This is a genomic window from Kocuria sp. 2SI (genome assembly GCF_005502825.1).
Classification (GTDB): domain Bacteria; phylum Actinomycetota; class Actinomycetes; order Actinomycetales; family Micrococcaceae; genus Kocuria; species Kocuria palustris.
This window is the reverse complement of record NZ_SCNB01000011.1, coordinates 1-16878: the sequence shown is the minus strand read 5'-3', so window position 1 is coordinate 16878 and position 16878 is coordinate 1. Positions and strand designations below refer to the sequence as shown.

The window sequence follows — 16878 nt, the reverse complement described above, 5'->3', positions numbered from 1 at the left end:
GGCCAGGACGGGCCGGGCGAGCTCAGCGGGCCGAGGCGGCCTCGGGGGACTGCACCGGGACCTGCGCGGTGTCGAGCTCGCGGCGGAATCGCCGCGAGCGCAGGCGCAGCAGGGCGAAGCTGCCCAGCAGCATCGTGAAGCCCAGGCTCGCCACGACCAGCCCGACCACTGTGGGGGCCGCCAGGCCGAGGCCCGCGGAGATCACCATGCCGCCCAGCAGCGCGCCCAGCGCGTTCGCCACGTTGAACGCCGCGTGGTGCAGCGAGGCGCCCAGCATCTCGGAGGGGCCGGCGATGCGCATGAGCCAGGTCTGCATGGCCGGGCCCAGCGTCGCGTGGCCCATGTTGGTGAGGAAGAACGCGATGCTCAGCCCGACCGGGTCCGTCACCACGGAGACCATCAGCACCATGGCCGCGATGTAGAGCGGGAAGGCCACCAGAAGCGTCCTGTCCAAGGAGCGGTCCGTCGTGAAGCCGCCGATCGCGTTGCCGATGGTCATGCCCAGTCCGGCCAACGCCAGCAGCACGGGGATGAATCCGGCGCTCATGCCGGCGACCTGCTGGCCGATGTCCGCGATGTAGCTGAACACGGCGAACGACCCGGCGAACCCCACCGCGGCGATCAGCATGACCACCCACAGCTGGACCCGGGAGAAGGCGCGCAGCTCGTCCTGGATCCGTCGGCCCTGCGGGGCGGGCTGGGACGGGATCGTGGTGGCCACCAGGACGGCGGTCAGCGCGAAGACCGCGGCGATCGTCAGGAAGGCCGCGCGCCATCCGGCCGCCTGCCCCAGAGCCGTGAGCATGGGCACGCCCACCAGATTGGCCACGGTCAGCCCGGACAGGGCGACGGCTGCGCCCTTGCCCTGCGAACCGGGGCCCATGAGGGAGGCCGCCAGCAGCGAGGCCACCCCCAGGTAGGCGCCGTGCGGCAGCCCTGCGATGAAGCGGGCCAGCAGCGTCAGCTCGAAGCTCGGCATCAGCCCGGAGGCCAGGGTGGACACGCACAGCAGTCCCGCGAACACTACGATCAGGCGGGTGCGGCTCAGGCGCACGGCCAGCAGCGACAGCAGCGGGGCGCCGACCACCACGCCCAGCGCGTAGGCGGTGATGGCCCATCCGGCGCGGGCCACGCCCTGCTCCGGGTCCGCGGCCATCATCTCGGGCAGCAGCCCCTGGGCGATCTGCGGGAGCAGCCCCATGGAGACGAACTCGGCGGAGCCGATGCCGAAGCCTCCGAGGGCCAGGGCCATCAGCGCGATGCGGCGGCGCGTCGGCGACAGCACGGCGCCGCCCTGGGTCTCATGCACAGCGGTCACAGGACACCTCCCGGGATGATGGATCGATGAAGAACTGCATCACCGCGGCGGAGGCCTCACGCTCGCGGCAGAACCCTCAACGCTAGACCTCGGCTCGCTCTGCCTGCCAGGCCTCCGGGGCCATCCGACCCGCGAGAAGCGTCACACGGCCGCGACGCCGGTCACTCGCAGGCGACCCCGTCACCGTCGCCATCCATGCGCGGCGCATAGCCGGGCATGCCGCGGTACAGGGGCGCGGCGCCGGCGGCCCGGGCCTCGGAGCAGTTCGCGAAGGCTGCGCCCGGTGCAGCGGGTGCCGGGGCAGGCTCCTGGGCGGGCTGCGGTGCGCTCTCGGCGGGCGCCCGCGTCGAGCTCTGGTCCGAGCCCGAACCGGAGTCGGACGACGACTCCCCCTCGCAGTCCCGCAGCACCTCCGCCATCCGGTCGTGCTCGGGCTGGGTGACCCACAGGTCGTACTTGGCCTTCACATCGACCTGCCGCGCCACGTAGGGGCACCAGTAGGAGCGGTTCGGCGGCAGCCAGGTCGCGGCGTCGCCGTCGCCCTTGGACTGGTTGGTCGGACCGTCGACGGCCAGGAGGTTCAGCGGGTCGTTGGCGAAGACCAGCCGCTGCTGCTCGCTCAGCTGCTGGGCGCCCTTCTGCCAGGCATCGGACAGCGCCACCACGTGATCGATCTGCACCTCGGCGGAGGTGTCCATTCCCGCGGTGAAGTCGATCGCGGTGTCCGTGTAGGGGTCCTGCAGCAGACCGGAGGACACGGAGCAGCCGTCCTCGCGCTCGATGCCCGTGAGGTCGCGGGCCAGGATGTCATTGCGGGTGCTGCACCCGTTGCCGTCGACGTCGTGCCAGGTGGGACCGAAGAGATCGCGGCCATAGCCGGTCTTCGGCGCGCGGCCCTTGATGTCCAGGGTCTCCAGCACGGTCAGGGCCTCAGCGGAGTCGGAGGCGGCGCTGTCGTCGACGGGTGCGGGCGAGCTCTCGGGCTCCGAGGCCGGCGCCGACGTCTCGACCGCCTCGGGTGCCTCTGCTGCCTCGGACGACTCGGCCCCGCCAGGCTCCTGCGCCTCCGATGACGGGGCCTCCGGCGCCTGCGGTGCGGACGACGCCGACGAGCCCGGCCGCGGACCTTCGGCCTCCTCGGCGGACGAGCCGACGATCAGCGCGATGACCACCAGAACCACGAAGGCGAGGACCAGCAGGCCCAGGCAGCCGCCGCAGCCGATGCCGATCTTGGCGGGGGTCGTCATCCGGGAGCGCGCAGGGGTCACATCAGCCTCGTCGTCGGGGGTCGCGGGGAAGCCCCACAGCCTACTGATCAGCACCCTGCCGACGACGGCGCCGCGCGGGCCGCTGCGTGCCCTACCCTCTCCTGGTGTCCTACCTCGATGAGCTGGCCGAGCGGCCCGACGACCACGACGACAGCCCTCCCGACGGCAGCCGGTACCAGAGCCTCAAGCACGAGGCGGTGCGCGATTCCACGCGCGCGCTCCAGCATCGCATCCGCTCCCGCTTCCCGGATCGCGGGCTGTGGGAGGTCTGCGGCGAGCTCGCGGCGCTCGTGGACGAGGTCGGCTCGGAGGGCGGCATCAGCCGCCGTCGCATCCGGTTCGCCCGCTTCATGTCGCGGCTGCTGGTCGCGCTCATCGTCGTGTTCGTGACACTGACGATCGCGCTGGCCGCGGCCGACATCTGGGCCGATCCGGAGGCCATCAGCCCGATCGACTTCCTGCCGCTGCTGGAGACCGTCATCAACAACGCGGTGTTCGCGGGCCTGGCGGTGTTCTTCCTGATCGCCGTGCCGGAGCGGATGGAGCGGGCGCGCGTGATGCGGCTGCTGCACCGCCTGCGCTCCCTGGCTCACGTGATCGACATGCATCAGCTGACCAAGGTCCCCGAGCGCCTGGAGCGGGGCTCGCGCGCCGACGGCGGCCTGGATCTCAGTCGCGAGCAGCTGCGCCACTACCTGGACTACTGCACGGAGATGCTCTCGCTCGTGGGCAAGACCGCTGCCCTGTTCGCCGAGGACACGACGGACGGCGAGATCATCGACGGCGTGGAGGGCCTCGAGACCCTGACCTCCGACATGGCCCGCAAGGTCTGGCAGAAGATCGCGGTGCTCTGAAGGATGGGCTGACATGCACAGACGCATCTACCCGCCCGAGCTGGCGTCGAGTAGATTGTTGCGTGCATTTAGTGCGAGGGAGATGTAACAACTTTTCCGGGGAGGGCACATGCCGAGTCGAGGCCGACCATCGCGCGCCAGTGTGTACGAGCGCTTCGCCCAGGCGATCGGGCTGCTGGACGAGTGGGGAGGACTGCCCAGGCCTCGTGAGGCCAAGGAGATCTGGGATGACCTATGGCACCTCGAAGCGCACCACTCCACCGCGATCGAGGGCAACACTCTCGTGCTCCGGGAGGTCAAGAGCCTTCTCGATGACCAGAAGGCCGTCGGCTCCAAGGAGGTCGGCGACTATATGGAGGTCCTGGGCTACGGCGAAGCATCCCGGTGGGTGTACGGACAGGCACTGGAACCGGAGGGATGGGCCACGGAGGACCTGATCTCCATGACGGAGGTGCGTCGCATACACCACACGCTCATGGACAAGGTCTGGAGCGTGCGCCCGCACCCGGACGCCGGACCAGATGAGGGGCCGGGCTCATTCCGGCAACATGAGATCCAGGCGTTCTCGGACGGCATGAAGCCTCCAGCTCATGTCCAGGTCTCTGCCGATCTAAGTGGGTGGATCGAACGCGCAAATGCGCTGAAGGCGATGACCCAGGACGACAGCCGACTCCTCTCAGAGATCCCCGAGTACCTGGCCCAGCTGCACAGGGACTTCGAGCAGATCCACCCCTTCATCGATGGGAACGGACGAACCGGACGCCTGGTCCTCAACCTCATCCTGGTGCGTCTGGGGTGGCCGCCGGTCATCATCCTGAGGAAGAACCGTGAGAAGTACCTGAAGGCGCTGGCGAAGGCGGACGCCGGAGACATGGGGCCGCTCGCCGAGCAGATCTGCCGATCTGTCATCGACAACCTCCACCATCTCATTCCCGAGATCGCCGGGCCGTCGCGATTCGTGCCCCTTCAAGCACTCGTCGACGACGAGCTCACCTACGACGCACTGCGACAAGCCGCGTATCGCGGGCGGTTGGAGGCAGAGCAAACGCCAGATGGGTCATGGCGCTCCAGCAGGCGGGCGGTGGAGCGCTACAAGTCGGAACGCCACCAGCGGCGCTGAGGCTCGGCCGACTAGTTGTTCAGGCCTTGTCCCTCGTAGAAGGCTCCACCTGTATTTCGCACCGCGAAGTAGTAGAGATCAGCCACCCCGAGGCAGGCGCTGCGTCGGAACGCCTCGGTGGGGTAGGCCCCGGTGCAGCTGGCCCTGAGCCCGGAGAGGAACACCGTGTCGCAGTCCAGGCGATTGACGTAGCTCGTGGACGAGTAGCACCGGTCGTGATCGTCGCAGGTGGGCTTGAAATCGGCACGTCCCCACTGATCCGGGGAATAGCTGCAGCCGTTGGTCTCATCGGTCGCCGCGGCCAGTGGAACGACGGTGGCCTGAGGAATGGCGGAGCCCTGAGCCGCACGCCGAGGTGAGGCTCCTTCGATGATCCTGACGAGATCCTGGATCTCTGCCTGGCTCGAGATCTCCTCGAGCTCGATGATCTCCTGGGGGCTGAAGTTCCGCAGCAGGACGTCGTACTGCATCTTGGTGATGTCCCCGCCTGTCGGCGAGGCATGGGTTGCGGCCGGGGCGGCGGATGCCCTCCGCCGTGGTCGACGCCAGCAGCATCACGGACGCAAGAAGAGTGATCGGTCGGCGCACAGCAGTCTTCATGGCGTGCCCCTTCGGAGGAGGATATGCGGTCCCACTAGGGGATACAGCCTCAGACTGTAGCGCAGGTCACCACGCGCGGATCCATGTCAGCGGCCGTAGTGGTAGCGGCACTGGGCTATCAGCACACGATCCTCGAGGACCTTGCAGACCAGTCGGTGCTCATCGGTGATCAGCCGCGACCAGAAGCCGCCGAAGTCGTGCTTGAGCGCTTCGAGCTTGCCGATGCCTTCATTTCCGTTGCGCTGGATGTCCTCGAGAAGCCTGTTGATGCGCTTGAGGACCTTCCGGTCCTGGGACTGCCGCCACAGATACTCCTCCCAGGCGGCCTCGTCCCAGAGCAGCTGCACTCTCAGTCCTCCGGGAGCAGTTCGTGGGCCTGGCCCTGCCCCGCCTCCAGCCTCTCCATGGCATCCAGGAGACGCCGGGCATTGGCGGGCAGGCGCATGAGGTACGCCGTCTCCCGCAAGGACTCGTAGTCCTCCAGCGAGAGGATGACGGCGGACTCGCGACCCGAGCGGGTGATCACGACACCCTCACGGTCATCCACGACAGAGTCCAGCACCTCGGCGTAGCGCTGGCGCGATTCGGAATAGGTCATCGTCTTCATTCGACCTCCCTGTACAAGAATTTGTACAGCCCGAGGGGCTCGCCGACGAGGGGTGCCTCAACCCTGTCCGACGGCGGCGAGCTGGCGGCGGGCGCCGGGGCGCCCCAGGAAGAGCCAGCCCAACGAGCCCAGCAGCGGCAGGGCGATCACGAGCAGGACCCAGACGGCCTTCCGCTCGCCGGTGATGGCCGGCTGCAGGAAGAGCGGCCCCACAGCTCCAGGATCATGCCCCGGGAGTCCCGCAGGTATGCCCCGATCCGGTCGGTCGCCTCGGCATCGCGCTCCTGGGCCACGAGGTCCACGAGCGCCGCATTGCGCTCGACCCACGGCTGGTGGAACGCCGGAGTGTCATCGAGCGTGTGGAAGAGCAGGCGCAGCTCGGACTGCACCCGCTTCATGAGCTCGAGCTGGCGGAGCGAGCCGGACAGCGAGACGACGGCCCGGTGGAAGGCGTCGTTGGCCTCGGCCATGGCGGCCACCTGCCCGGCGTTGCGGGCCCAGCGGCCGGTCTCCACGGCGGCGCTCATCTGCTCGACCGCACGATGACGAGTCCCCGCCTCCGGCCAGCGCAGAGCCGCCCCCTCGAGGGCCAGCCGGGCGCGGTAGAGCTGATGGACCGTGGCCTCATCCGGAAGGCATACGCGGATGCCGCGATGGCGCTCGCGCTCGACCAGGTGCTCCTGCTCGATCTCGTCGAAGGCTGCGCGCAGGGAGTTGCGGGAGATGCCCAGGACCGCCGCCAGCCGTTCCTCGGGCAGGCGGGCGCCCGGTCGCAGGAGGCCCGTGACCACGCCGCGGCGCAGCACCTCGGCTCCGCGCGCGACCGCGCCCCGACCCTCGTGCTCCGCGTCCACCGCATCGCGCACCGGCGCGAGCACGGTCATGTCGGGCAGCGGCGCCTTGCTCTCGATGGTCATGAGCTCATCGTGCCAGTCGGCGCCAGGATGACCTCCCGTGTCATGACGTGATGCGTCCGAGCACCTGACCGGCCGTCACGGCATCGCCCTCGGCCGCGCCCCGCTCGGACAGGGTGCCGGCGCACGGCGCAGCGACCTTCGACTCGGTCTTCATGACCTCGAGCACGAGCAGGTCGTCGCCGGCCTGGACCTGCGCACCCTCCTCCACGAGCCACTTCAGGACCGTGCCGCCCACACCGGCCTTGATCGCGCCGTCGTCGTCGGTCTCCGCAGAGCCCGCCGACGACGCCTGCCCACCGGACTCGAGCGCTGCGGCCAGCGCCTTGGGCACGCCCAGCATCACCCGGCGGCCGTCGATGTCCACACTGAACCGCGAGCGCCCCAGCTCGGCGGCGCGCAGGTAGTCGGCCGCGTAGCCGTCGTCGGCGCTGAGCCGCTCGGCGAACTCGTTCTCGATCCAGGCCGTGTGGACCGTGAAGTCCTCAGCGGTCTCGGCGGCGAACTCGGGGGCCTCGACCGCCGCGCGGTGGAACGGGACTGTGGTGGCCACGCCGTGGATGCGGATCTCGGCCAGGGCACGACGGGCCCGCCGCAGCGCGGCCTGCCGATCCGCGCCGTGCACGATCAGCTTGAGCAGCATCGAGTCGAAGGTCGTGGCGACCTCCTGACCGGCGCGCACGCCGGAGTCCAGGCGGATGCCGGGGCCGGTGGGGGCGTCGATCGCCTCGATGCGCCCGCCGCCGGGCAGGAAGCCGCGGCCCGGGTCCTCCGCGTTGATGCGGAACTCGAAGGCGTGGCCCTGCGGCTGGGCGCCCAAACCCTCGGGCAGGTGCCCGCCGTCGGCCACGAGCAGCTGCAACTGGACCAGGTCGGCGCCGTAGACCTCCTCGGTGATCGGATGCTCGACCTGCAGGCGCGTGTTGACCTCCAGGAAGGAGATCAGCCCGTCGCGGCCCACCAGGAACTCGGCGGTGCCCACCCCCACGTAGCCGGCCTCGCGGCATATCTCGGCGGCGGCGGTGTGGATCCGCTCGCGCTGCTCGTCGCTCAGGAACGGCGCCGGGGCCTCCTCCACGAGCTTCTGGTGGCGGCGCTGCAGCGAGCAGTCGCGCGTGCCGAGCACGGCCACGCCACCGTGGGAGTCGCAGACCACCTGAGCCTCGACGTGGCGCGGCTCGTCGAGGAAGCGCTCCACGAAGCACTCGGGGCGACCGAACGCGCTCTGGGCCTCGCGCGCCGCCGAGGCGAAGGCATCCTCAACCTCGGAGAGCTCGCGGACCACGCGCATGCCTCGCCCGCCGCCGCCGTGAGCGGCCTTGATGATCACGGGCAGCCCGTGCTCCTCGGCGAAGGCGGTGGCCTCAGCACCCGAGGCCACCGGGCCGTCGGTGCCCGGCACCAGCGGGGCCCCCACGGTGCGGGCGATGTCGCGAGCCTGGACCTTGTCGCCGAGCTTCTCGATGGTCTCGGGCTTCGGTCCGATCCAGGTCAGGCCGGCGTCGATGACTCCGCGGGCGAACGAGGCGTTCTCGGACAGGAACCCGTAGCCGGGGTGGACGGCGTCTGCACCGGCGCGCTGGGCGATCGCCAGGATCGCCTCCTGATCCAGGTAGGTCTCGGTCGGGCTGGTGCCCTCGAGCGCGTAGGCCTCGTCGGCCAGGTGGACGTGCGGGGCGTCGGCGTCGGGGTCGGCGTAGACGGCTACCGAGCTCAGGCCGGCCTCGGCGCAGGCGTGGATGATGCGCACGGCGATCTCGCCGCGGTTGGCGATCAGGACCTTCTGCACGATGGTCTCCTCAGTGGTTCTCGGCAGCAGGCGCTGCGACGGAGTCAGTGGTTGCGGTGGATCCGGGCTCGACGGCGACGAAGCGCACCGTCCTGCCGGGAGCGGCCTGGGCCATGAGGTCCAGGTCGGCCTCGAGCACGCAGGCGATGACCGGATAGCCACCGGTCACGGGGTGGTCCCTCAGGAACACGACGGGCAGCCCGGAGGCCGGGACCTGGATGCTGCCGGGCACGGTGCCCTCGCTGGGCAGCTCGCGCTCGATGCTGCGCGCCAGCTCCTGCCCCTCCAGCCGGGCGCCCACGCGGTCGGAGGCCGCCGAGACGGTCCACTCCTGCTGCTGGAAGGAGCTCAGCGCCTCGGTGGTGAACCAGTCGGCGCGCGGTCCCAGGACCACGCGGATCTCGAGCGGCCCGCGCGGCGAGGTCTTCTCGGCGACGGGCGCGCCGGCGACCTCGAGCGGCCAGTCCACGGCGGTGCCGGGATCGCGGCCCACGGCCAGGCGGTCGCCGTCGGACAGCGCCGCGGGGCCGAGCCCTGCGAGAGTGTCGGTCGCACGGCTGCCGATGACCGCAGGGGTCTCGATGCCGCCGCGCACGGCCACGTACACGCGCAGCCCGTCCGAGGGAGCTCCCACACGCAGCGTCTGGCCGTCCTTGAGGGCGAAGGGCAGGCCGGCGCGAGGACGCCAGCCCGAGTCGACCCTCGGAGCCTTCGTCGACTGCTCGGCACGCTCGTCCGGCTCAGTCTGCTCGGTCTCAGGCACATCGGCCGAGTCCGTCGCGACGGGCGCCTGCTCCTCCGATGGCGCCGCGTCCGTCGGCTCCGTGTCCGACGACGGCGCAGGGACGACCTCCAGCTCCACAGCAGCGCCGGTCACGGCCAGGACCTGATCGCCCGCAGCGCGCAGGCTCAGACCGCCGAGCACGCTTTCCAGACATGCCGTATCCGGCATATTGCCGACCAGGCGGGCTGCTCGATCAGCGGCGGCACGGTCCAGGGCCCCGGAGGAGGAGATCCCCACGTCGGAGCGCCCCGGGCGACCGCGGTCCTGGATCAGCGCCTGCAGCCCGGCGGTCTCGACCACCAGGTGATGCGCGGGATCGACCTCGATCGGCTCCGGGTCTGCGGCCGGCTGGATCTCCACGGCCTCGCGCACCGCCCGGTACGTCAGGCGGTCGCCCGGGGCCAGCAGCGCCGGCGGATCCTGAGTCAGATCGACCATGGGCGTCGTCGTGCGCCCCAGCAGCTGCCAGCCGCCCGGGGAGCTGCGCGGGTAGACCGCCGAGAACTGCCCGGCCAGCGCCACCGAGCCGGCGGGCACGACGGTGCGAGGCGAGCTGCGGCGCGGGATCTCGGGCGTGCCGCGCAAGGCATCGGGCAGCTCGAGGCCATCCACGGACTCCAGCGATCGAGCGCAGTAGAGGAAGCCCGGAGCGAAGCCGGCGAACGCCGCGATCCAGGGCTCGGCAGTGTGCCACTCGATCAGCCCGTCGGCTGAGACGCCCAGGGATTCGGCCAGCTCGTGGAGGTCCTCGCCGTCGTAGACGACGTCCAGCGCGATCTCCCGGCCCGGCTGATCCGCCAGTGAGCCCCGGGGGATGCGTGCGAGCGCGGCCTCTAGCACAGGACGGTCGCTCGTGCGGATCAGCACGGTCGAGGCGCCGCCCACCCCGCGGAAGCCCTGCTCGGACAGCGCGGCATGCATGGCCACGGCGTCGGCCAGGTCGGCGCACTCGATGAGCAGCGAGTGATCGGCGACCGGCAGGAGCCGCCGCTGCGGCACCTCGGACGACGCGCGGGACTCGCTCACGAGAGGAACGACCGCTGCTCGACGCCGGCCTCGGACAGCGCCGCCGAGACCTGCCGGGCGATCTCGAGAGCTCCGGGGGTGTCGCCGTGGACGCAGATCGATTCGGCATCCACGGAGATGGTGGAGCCGTCGATCGCGGTGACCGTGCGCTGGGTGGCCATCTGGACCACGCGGGCGGAGATCTCGGCCGGATCGTGCAGCACCGAGCCCTCCTCGCGGCGCGAGACCAGACGGCCCTCCGGCGTGTAGGCGCGGTCGGCGAAGGCCTCGCGCACCGTGGGGATGCCGGCGGCTGCGGCCTGGCGCTCGATCTCGGAGTCGGGCAGGACCAGGATCGGCAGCTCGTCGCCGAGCTCCGCGAGCGCCCGCACGACGGCTCCGGCATGGGCCTCGTGGTGAACGATCGTGTTGTAGAGCGCGCCGTGGGGCTTCACGTAGCGGACCTGCGCGCCCACCGAGCGGGCGCAGGCCTGCAGGGCGCCGATCTGGTAGATCACCTGATCCGTGAGCTCCGAGGGCACCACATCGATGAAGCGGCGCCCGAAGCCTTTGAGGTCGTCGTAGCTGACGTGGGCGCCGATGGCCGCCCCGCGCTGCGAGGCGATGCGGCAGGTCTCGCGGGCGACCGACGGATCGCCTGCGTGGAAGCCGCAGGCCACGTTCGCGCTGGAGACGACCTCGAGGATCTCGGCTCCGTCCGGCATGGACCAGGAGGTCAGCGACTCCCCGCAGTCGGCGTTGAGATCGATCCGGGGCTGCCCGGAAGTGATGGCGCTCATGGAAGTCGGCCTCCTTGCTGTGGTTGGAACAGGATGGACCATTGAGGGCGATTGTTCAACAATCGAATGTGATGTTCGCTACTGCTGACGCTTCGTCACTATGATGGCGCAGGTCACATACCCCACTGCATCGACCTGCTGAGAGTCGTCGCACCCAGGAGCAGCATGACCGAGCACCCCCGCCTCTCCGCCCCCCTGAGCATCGGGAGGCTGGAGCTTCCCCACCGCATCCTCATGGGCTCCATGCACACAGGTATGGAGGACGATCCCGAGCAGTTCCCCGAGCTCGCCGCGTACTTCGCCGAGCGCGCCCGCGGCGGAGCCGGCCTGATGATCACCGGCGGCTTCAGCCCCAACGGCGAAGGCCGCCTCACCCCCGGGGGCGGCCAGCTCTCGGATCCCGCCCAGGCGGCCCATCACCGGATCCTCACCGACGCCGTCCACGAGGCCGGCGGCCTGCTGGCCCTGCAGATCCTGCACGCGGGGCGCTACGCCTATCACCCGAAGGCGGTCTCCGCCTCGGCCACGCAGTCCCCCATCAGCCCGTTCCCCGCCCGAGAGCTGACCGACGAGCAGGTCCGGGCCGCGATCCAGGACTTCGCCCGCTGCGCCGTGCTCGCCCAGGAGGCCGGCTACGACGCCGTCGAGATCATGGGCTCGGAGGGCTACCTGCTCAACCAGTTCCTGGCCCAGCGCACGAATCAGCGCGAGGACGACTGGGGCGGCGACGCCCAGCGCCGTCGTCGCTTCCCGGTGGAGGTCGTGCGCGCGGTGCGCGCTGCGGCCCCGGGGCTGCCGATCATCTACCGGATCTCCCTGATGGACCTGGTCGACGGCGGCCAGGCCTGGGAGGACGTCGTCGCCCTGGCCCATGAGCTCGAGGACGCAGGCGTCGACGTCTTCAACACCGGCATCGGCTGGCACGAGGCCCGCGTGCCCACGATCGTCACGAGCGTCCCGCGCGCTGCCTTCACGGAGGCGACCGCCGCGCTGAAGGCCGAGGTCTCGGTGCCGGTCGCGGCGTCGAACCGCATCTCCATGCCGCAGGACGCGGAAGCGATCCTGGCCGAGGGACAGACCGATCTGGTGTCCATGGCGCGGCCCTTCCTGGCCGATCCCGCCTGGGTCCGCAAGGCTCTCGAGGGCCGCGAGGACCGGATCAACACGTGCATCGCCTGCAACCAGGCCTGCCTGGACCACACGTTCTCCCAGAAGCGGGCCTCCTGCCTGGTGAACCCGCGGGCGGGCCGGGAGACGACCCTGGTGCTGGAGCCCACGCGCACCGCGCAGCGGGTGGCGGTGGTCGGCGCCGGCCCGGCCGGACTGGCCACCGCGGTGGCCGCCGCCGAGCGCGGTCATCGGGTGGAGCTCTTCGAGGCCCAGGACCACCTGGGCGGGCAGTTCGCCCTGGCCCAGCGCATCCCCGGCAAGGAGGAGTTCGCCGAGACCCTGCGCTACTTCACGCAGCGCCTCGAGGACCTGGGGGTGGCGGTGCGCACGGGGCACCGGGTGAGCGCCCAGGAGCTGATCGACGGCGGCTGGGACCACGTCATCCTGGCCACGGGTGTGGAGCCGCGGGTCCCCGAGATCGAGGGGCTCGAGCATCCCTCGGTCATCACCTACCCGGACCTGATCAGCGGGCGTCGCCAGGCCGGCCAGCGCGTTGCCGTGATCGGCGCCGGCGGCATCGGGGTGGACGTGTGCGAGTTCCTGACCCACACCGGCCCTCAGCCCACGCCCGTGGAGGACTGGCAGAAGGAGTGGGGCGTGGCTCCGCTCAGCGGCCCCGACGCCCAGATCGGCGGGCTGCGCAAGCCCGAGCCGGAGCCGTCGCCGCGCCAGGTGCACCTCATCCAGCGCCGCACGTCCTCGATCGGCAAGGACCTGGGCGTCACCACAGGCTGGGTCCACCGCGCGGCCCTGCGGGCACGCGGCGTCCACCAGATCACCGGCGCGCAGTACGTGCGCATCGACGACGACGGCCTGCATCTCACCGTGCCCGCCGGGGAGTCCTCCGACACCGAGGCCGCCGACGCCCCGCGCGAGCCCCTGGTGCTGCCGGTCGACTCGGTGATCCTGTGCGCCGGTCAGGTCTCCCAGCGCGAGCTCGTGGAGCCCCTGGAGCACTCCGGCATCAGCCTGCACATCATCGGCGGAGCGGATGTGGCCGCCGAGCTCGACGCCAAGCGCGCGATCAAGCAGGGCGTGGAGGTCGCGGCGGCGCTGTGAGCGCTGGGATCACCAGCTAGCGGCTCTCGTGTTTCAGAAATCGCTTGAACAGTAGCTCCTTCCGCGCAAGCTCGATCCGACAACGTCGGCTGGCTCCCACAATCTTGTCCATGACGGTATCCAAACTGTCGTGCGCCTTTACCGGATCAGGATCCATGGTGGTGTCAAGGCGTCGAAGCAACGTGCGGTTCGCCGGCGAGGAGGCGGGCGAACGCTTCTCTCGGTGAGAGGAAGCCGAGGCGGCAGCCGGGGCGATTGTTGATCTCGTCGGGGATGGCGGTGAGGTGGGGCTGGTGGTCGGGGATGTCCGTGCCCTTGGGGAGGTACTCCCGGTAGAGACGGTTTGTATTCTCGTTCGAGGGTCGCTGCCACGGGGCATGGGGATCGGCGAAGTAGACCGGCATCGTCGTCGCCAGGGTCGCGCGCTGGTGATTGGCCGTCTCCGGGCCCCGGTCCCAGGCCAGCGAACCCCGCGTCATCTCCGGCAGCCCGGTGAAGTTCTCGATCACCGCGTCAGCGGTGGTCTCCGCGTGCTTCGAGGGCAGAGCGAGCTGTGTGGTGAACCTGCTCATCCGCTCCACGGGAGTCGCCGCGCAGGAAACACCGTTCTTCCCGATGATCAACTCGCCTTCCCAGCGACCGGACACTATGCGCTCATCGGCGTCTTCGCTGCGTTCACTGATGGGGATCATCCCCACGATCGGCCCGCCTGTGTTCGGCCGGAGACGCGGGGCCTGCGGCGGGTGCACTTGGACTGCAGGAAGATCCCGCTCCTGGCGAGTTCTCCGCAGGGATCGCATTGATGTACTGGTAGGTCGTTTCGCCAGAGACGGTCGCGACGTGGGCGTCGGGTGAGGAATCCATGCGCTCCACGGTCGGGTCTGCGGCTCCGTGCGCAAGCGGCCATTGCTCTCGTTCGGCGGCCAGGACGTTGCGAGGTCCGCCTCCACTCGAGCCTGCAGCACGGAATCCTTCGCGACTTTCCGCTGCTGGGGGGCGGGAGCGGCGGCGCTGAGCGCGGACGTCCGTGGTGACGGCCTGATAGCCGCGGGTCGCGGAGGTGTTCTGGCGGATCTCGCGGGAGGCCACCGAGGGGCATCGCCCAAGGTGGTGCGCGATGTCCCGGATCCCCCAGGCTGCCTTCGTCGCGGTGGAGATCTCCACTCTGTTGGTGAACGTCAGTCCTGCACGCGCCATCACGCCCGCCCTACACCTCCAGGCCCCCGCCGACCGGGAGTGTTGCTACGACACTATGACACCCCCGTGCGGATGGAGGGCTTTTTGATCCCGTGGGAGGCTGTGCCGGAGGCGTAACCAGATTAGTTCTTGAGAAGTCCGACACGCCCGGGCGTGTGAGACGTTCAAGCCTAGGATGGTCGTCATGGCAACGGAGCAGGTTATTGAAGTCGTAGACCGCATTCGTCGACGGGATCCGAAACGGCCCGAGGCGCAGTTGCAGGCCGAGATCTACCAGCTGCTCACTATGGGTGCCCTGAACCTAGAGGTTGACGACGTCGCCGAGCTTGAGGTTCAGACGCAAGACGGCACCCGGCGTCGTCTGGACGTGCAGATCGGTCACTGCTGCATCGAGGTGAAGAAGGATCTACGCGTTGGCAATGTTCTGACTGATGCGCGGGCCCAGCTGGCCGGATACGTGCTGAACCAGGCGCGGACCTACGGCCAGCGATACGTTGGCATCCTCACCGACGGAGCTCGGTGGCACCTGCATCGCCTCGTAGACGGCACCCTCATTGAGGTCGACGTTCTCGACGCTGCCTCTACCGATGCCGACGGGCTGCTCGTTTGGCTCGAGTCCGTGCTGGCCACGGCAGCACACATCATCCCGACGTCCACGCAAATCGAAGCGCGGCTAGGAGCCGACTCCCCAGGGCACAAGCTCGACCGCGATACACTTGCGGGCCTGTATGCCGTAGGACGAGATAATCCCGAGGTTCAGGTCAAACGGGATCTATGGGCCAAGTTGTTGCGCACCGCCTTTGGCCACGGGTTCAATGATGATCCGGACCTGTTCATCAACCACACCCTGCTCGTTCTGACTGCCGAGGCTATCGCACACGCCGTTGCCGGTTTTGATCTGACCCACGACGGGCTGACTGCTTCGGACATCGCGCGCGGCACCCGCTTCCACGACGGACAGATTTTCGGAGTTGTCGAGGAGGACTTTTTCGACTGGGTCCTCGACATCGAGGGTGGCGCCGAGTTCATCACGGATCTCACCCGACGAATCGCGCGCTTCGATTGGAGCAAGACCACCGACCACGACGTCCTCAAAGCGCTCTACACCTCAGTCATCTCTCCCCGCGTCCGGGAAGCACTCGGCGAGTATTACACCCCCGACTGGCTTGCTGAGAAAATGGTTGCCGACGTCTACACCGACCCTCTATCGATGCGCCTGCTGGAGCCCAGCTGCGGGTCCGGGACCTTCGTCATGCATGCCGTTACTGCCCACCTCGAGGCCGCCGAGCAGGCTGGCATGAGCACCGGGGAGGCGATTGCCAGCACGACGCGTCATGTGATCGGTATGGACATCCACCCCGTTGCTGTAGCACTTGCCCGCGTCACCTACTTGATCGCGATCGGTACGCGGCGCCTGCAGGACCCCTCCCGCGGGCCGGTCTCCATCCCTGTTTACCTCGGTGACAGCATCCAGTGGGAGCAGCGTCGTGACCTGCTCACCGGAACGAACCACATCACCATCTCCACCAGCGGCGAGGACCTCATCGAGGGCGGTGGCGGCGCCCTCTTCGGCGACGACCTGCGCTTCCCCCAGAGCATCTTGGACGATGCGGGTGTATTCGACCGTCTCGTCTCAGAGATGGCCGACGCCGCTGTGGATCCTCGCAAGGACACCCAGCAAGCCGCCACCGTGATGAAGCCAATTCTACGGCGTGCGCGTCTGATCGAGGATCCGGACAATGATCAGCGCACGTCAGACCGAGCCTTGCTCATCACGACCTTCGACACCTGGCGCCAGCTGCATCGCTCTGGTCGTAACCACATCTGGGGCTACTACATCCGTAATCTCATCCGCCCCCTGTGGCTGACCCGAGGCGATAACAAGGTCGATGTCTTGGTTGGCAATCCTCCGTGGCTCGCATTCTCGAAGATGACCCCGGCGATGCAGGACCGATACCGGGTGATGGCGAAGGAGAAAAAACTCCTCAGTGGGCGTGGCGTAGCCGGGCGCGATCTGTCGACCCTGTTCGTCGCCCGCGCGGCCGAGCTTTACCTGCGTGAAGGCGGTGCCTACGCGTTCGTTATGCCCCACGGCGTTCTGAGCCGACAGTCCCACGCAGCTTTTCGCACCGGGTCATGGTCGTCCAAGGAAGAGTCACTCCACGTAAGTTTCGACACGTCCTGGGACCTAGACGACATCACTACAGGCTTTCCAATGTCATCCTGCGTGATTCGCGGCCACAAGGCTTCAGCCTCGCGCGCGCTGCCGAACACGGCCCAGGGGGCTTAACCCCTGATCTTGGACACGCGGAATCCAGCACGATGCTGGGGAAGCGAGAATCCAAGGATGGCAAGGAAGAACTACACCGACGAGTTCCGTCGCCGGGCGGTGG

The 16878-nt window shown here is 69.2% G+C and carries 14 protein-coding genes and 1 pseudogene; 4 read left to right on the top strand and 11 right to left on the bottom strand.

Annotated elements, in window-relative coordinates:
• Positions 1-22: 22 nt before the first annotated feature.
• The gene (locus tag FFS25_RS07815) at positions 23-1318 is read right to left on the bottom strand and encodes an MFS transporter (RefSeq protein ID WP_137802464.1); all 1296 of its coding nucleotides are present in this window, start codon (positions 1316-1318) and stop codon (positions 23-25) included.
• A gap of 161 nt (positions 1319-1479) precedes the next feature.
• The gene (locus FFS25_RS07810; protein ID WP_502704724.1) at positions 1480-2586 is read right to left on the bottom strand and encodes a GmrSD restriction endonuclease domain-containing protein; all 1107 of its coding nucleotides are present in this window, start codon (positions 2584-2586) and stop codon (positions 1480-1482) included.
• Positions 2587-2690: 104 nt separating this feature from the next.
• On the opposite strand from FFS25_RS07810, the gene FFS25_RS07805 reads away from it, so the two are divergent.
• Both FFS25_RS07805 and FFS25_RS07800 read left to right on the top strand, forming a co-directional pair.
• Positions 2691-3440, top strand: coding sequence for a hypothetical protein (locus FFS25_RS07805; protein ID WP_137802462.1), 750 nt, complete (start codon positions 2691-2693; stop codon positions 3438-3440).
• 142 nt (positions 3441-3582) lie between these two features.
• A complete protein-coding gene (locus FFS25_RS07800; protein ID WP_249933819.1) occupies positions 3583-4560 on the top strand; it encodes a Fic family protein in 978 nt (325 codons plus the stop codon).
• Positions 4561-4571: 11 nt separating this feature from the next.
• Here FFS25_RS07800 and FFS25_RS07795 read toward each other — a convergent pair whose 3' ends face one another.
• The 8 genes from FFS25_RS07795 to FFS25_RS07760 all read right to left on the bottom strand — a co-directional run bounded on the left by FFS25_RS07795 (position 4572) and on the right by FFS25_RS07760 (position 11059).
• Positions 4572-5030: a phospholipase A2 gene (locus tag FFS25_RS07795; protein ID WP_137802460.1), complete on the bottom strand. Its 459-nt coding sequence runs from the start codon at positions 5028-5030 to the stop codon at positions 4572-4574.
• 216 nt (positions 5031-5246) lie between these two features.
• Positions 5247-5507 (bottom strand): Txe/YoeB family addiction module toxin, encoded by a 261-nt coding sequence (locus tag FFS25_RS07790; RefSeq protein ID WP_137802459.1) that lies wholly within the window; start codon positions 5505-5507, stop codon positions 5247-5249.
• Between the two features lie 2 nt (positions 5508-5509).
• Positions 5510-5767, bottom strand: coding sequence for a type II toxin-antitoxin system Phd/YefM family antitoxin (locus tag FFS25_RS07785; RefSeq protein WP_137802458.1), 258 nt, complete (start codon positions 5765-5767; stop codon positions 5510-5512).
• Positions 5768-5824: 57 nt separating this feature from the next.
• Positions 5825-5917 carry a hypothetical protein gene (locus FFS25_RS14140; RefSeq protein ID WP_197017333.1) on the bottom strand — a complete coding sequence of 31 codons (93 nt, stop codon included), beginning with the start codon at positions 5915-5917 and terminating at the stop codon, positions 5825-5827.
• A complete protein-coding gene (locus FFS25_RS07775) occupies positions 5914-6684 on the bottom strand; it encodes a GntR family transcriptional regulator (protein WP_137802457.1) in 771 nt (256 codons plus the stop codon). Before FFS25_RS07775 ends, FFS25_RS14140 begins: the two co-directional genes overlap by 4 nt.
• A gap of 40 nt (positions 6685-6724) precedes the next feature.
• Entirely contained in the window at positions 6725-8470 is a 1746-nt protein-coding gene (locus tag FFS25_RS07770) for an acetyl/propionyl/methylcrotonyl-CoA carboxylase subunit alpha (RefSeq protein ID WP_053446644.1), read from the bottom strand.
• Positions 8471-8480: 10 nt separating this feature from the next.
• Entirely contained in the window at positions 8481-10280 is a 1800-nt protein-coding gene (locus FFS25_RS07765; protein WP_171004137.1) for a 5-oxoprolinase subunit B/C family protein, read from the bottom strand.
• Positions 10277-11059, bottom strand: coding sequence for a LamB/YcsF family protein (locus tag FFS25_RS07760; protein WP_137802455.1), 783 nt, complete (start codon positions 11057-11059; stop codon positions 10277-10279). Before FFS25_RS07760 ends, FFS25_RS07765 begins: the two co-directional genes overlap by 4 nt.
• Before the next feature lie 165 nt (positions 11060-11224).
• Between FFS25_RS07760 and FFS25_RS07755 the strand changes: the two genes are divergently transcribed.
• Complete coding sequence (locus FFS25_RS07755) at positions 11225-13288, top strand: NADPH-dependent 2,4-dienoyl-CoA reductase (RefSeq protein WP_137802454.1); 2064 nt, start codon at positions 11225-11227, stop codon at positions 13286-13288.
• Positions 13289-13452: 164 nt separating this feature from the next.
• On the opposite strand, the pseudogene FFS25_RS14135 reads toward FFS25_RS07755, so the two are convergent.
• Positions 13453-14485 (bottom strand): annotated as a pseudogene (locus tag FFS25_RS14135) (IS30 family transposase).
• 184 nt (positions 14486-14669) lie between these two features.
• Between FFS25_RS14135 and FFS25_RS07745 the strand changes: the two are divergent.
• The gene (locus FFS25_RS07745; RefSeq protein ID WP_137802453.1) at positions 14670-16775 is read left to right on the top strand and encodes an Eco57I restriction-modification methylase domain-containing protein; all 2106 of its coding nucleotides are present in this window, start codon (positions 14670-14672) and stop codon (positions 16773-16775) included.
• Positions 16776-16878: the final 103 nt, after the last annotated feature.

Excerpts from the sequence above, each read along its gene's own strand:
- FFS25_RS07755 (WP_137802454.1), top strand. The coding sequence starts at position 11,225 with ATGACCGAGCACCCCCGCCTCTCCGCCCCCCTGAGCATCGGGAGGCTG.
- FFS25_RS07785 (WP_137802458.1), bottom strand. The coding sequence starts at position 5,767 with ATGAAGACGATGACCTATTCCGAATCGCGCCAGCGCTACGCCGAGGTG.
- FFS25_RS07760 (WP_137802455.1), bottom strand. The coding sequence starts at position 11,059 with ATGAGCGCCATCACTTCCGGGCAGCCCCGGATCGATCTCAACGCCGAC.
- FFS25_RS07795 (WP_137802460.1), bottom strand. The coding sequence starts at position 5,030 with ATGCAGTACGACGTCCTGCTGCGGAACTTCAGCCCCCAGGAGATCATC.
- FFS25_RS07775 (WP_137802457.1), bottom strand. The coding sequence starts at position 6,684 with ATGACCATCGAGAGCAAGGCGCCGCTGCCCGACATGACCGTGCTCGCG.
- FFS25_RS07745 (WP_137802453.1), top strand. The coding sequence starts at position 14,670 with ATGGCAACGGAGCAGGTTATTGAAGTCGTAGACCGCATTCGTCGACGG.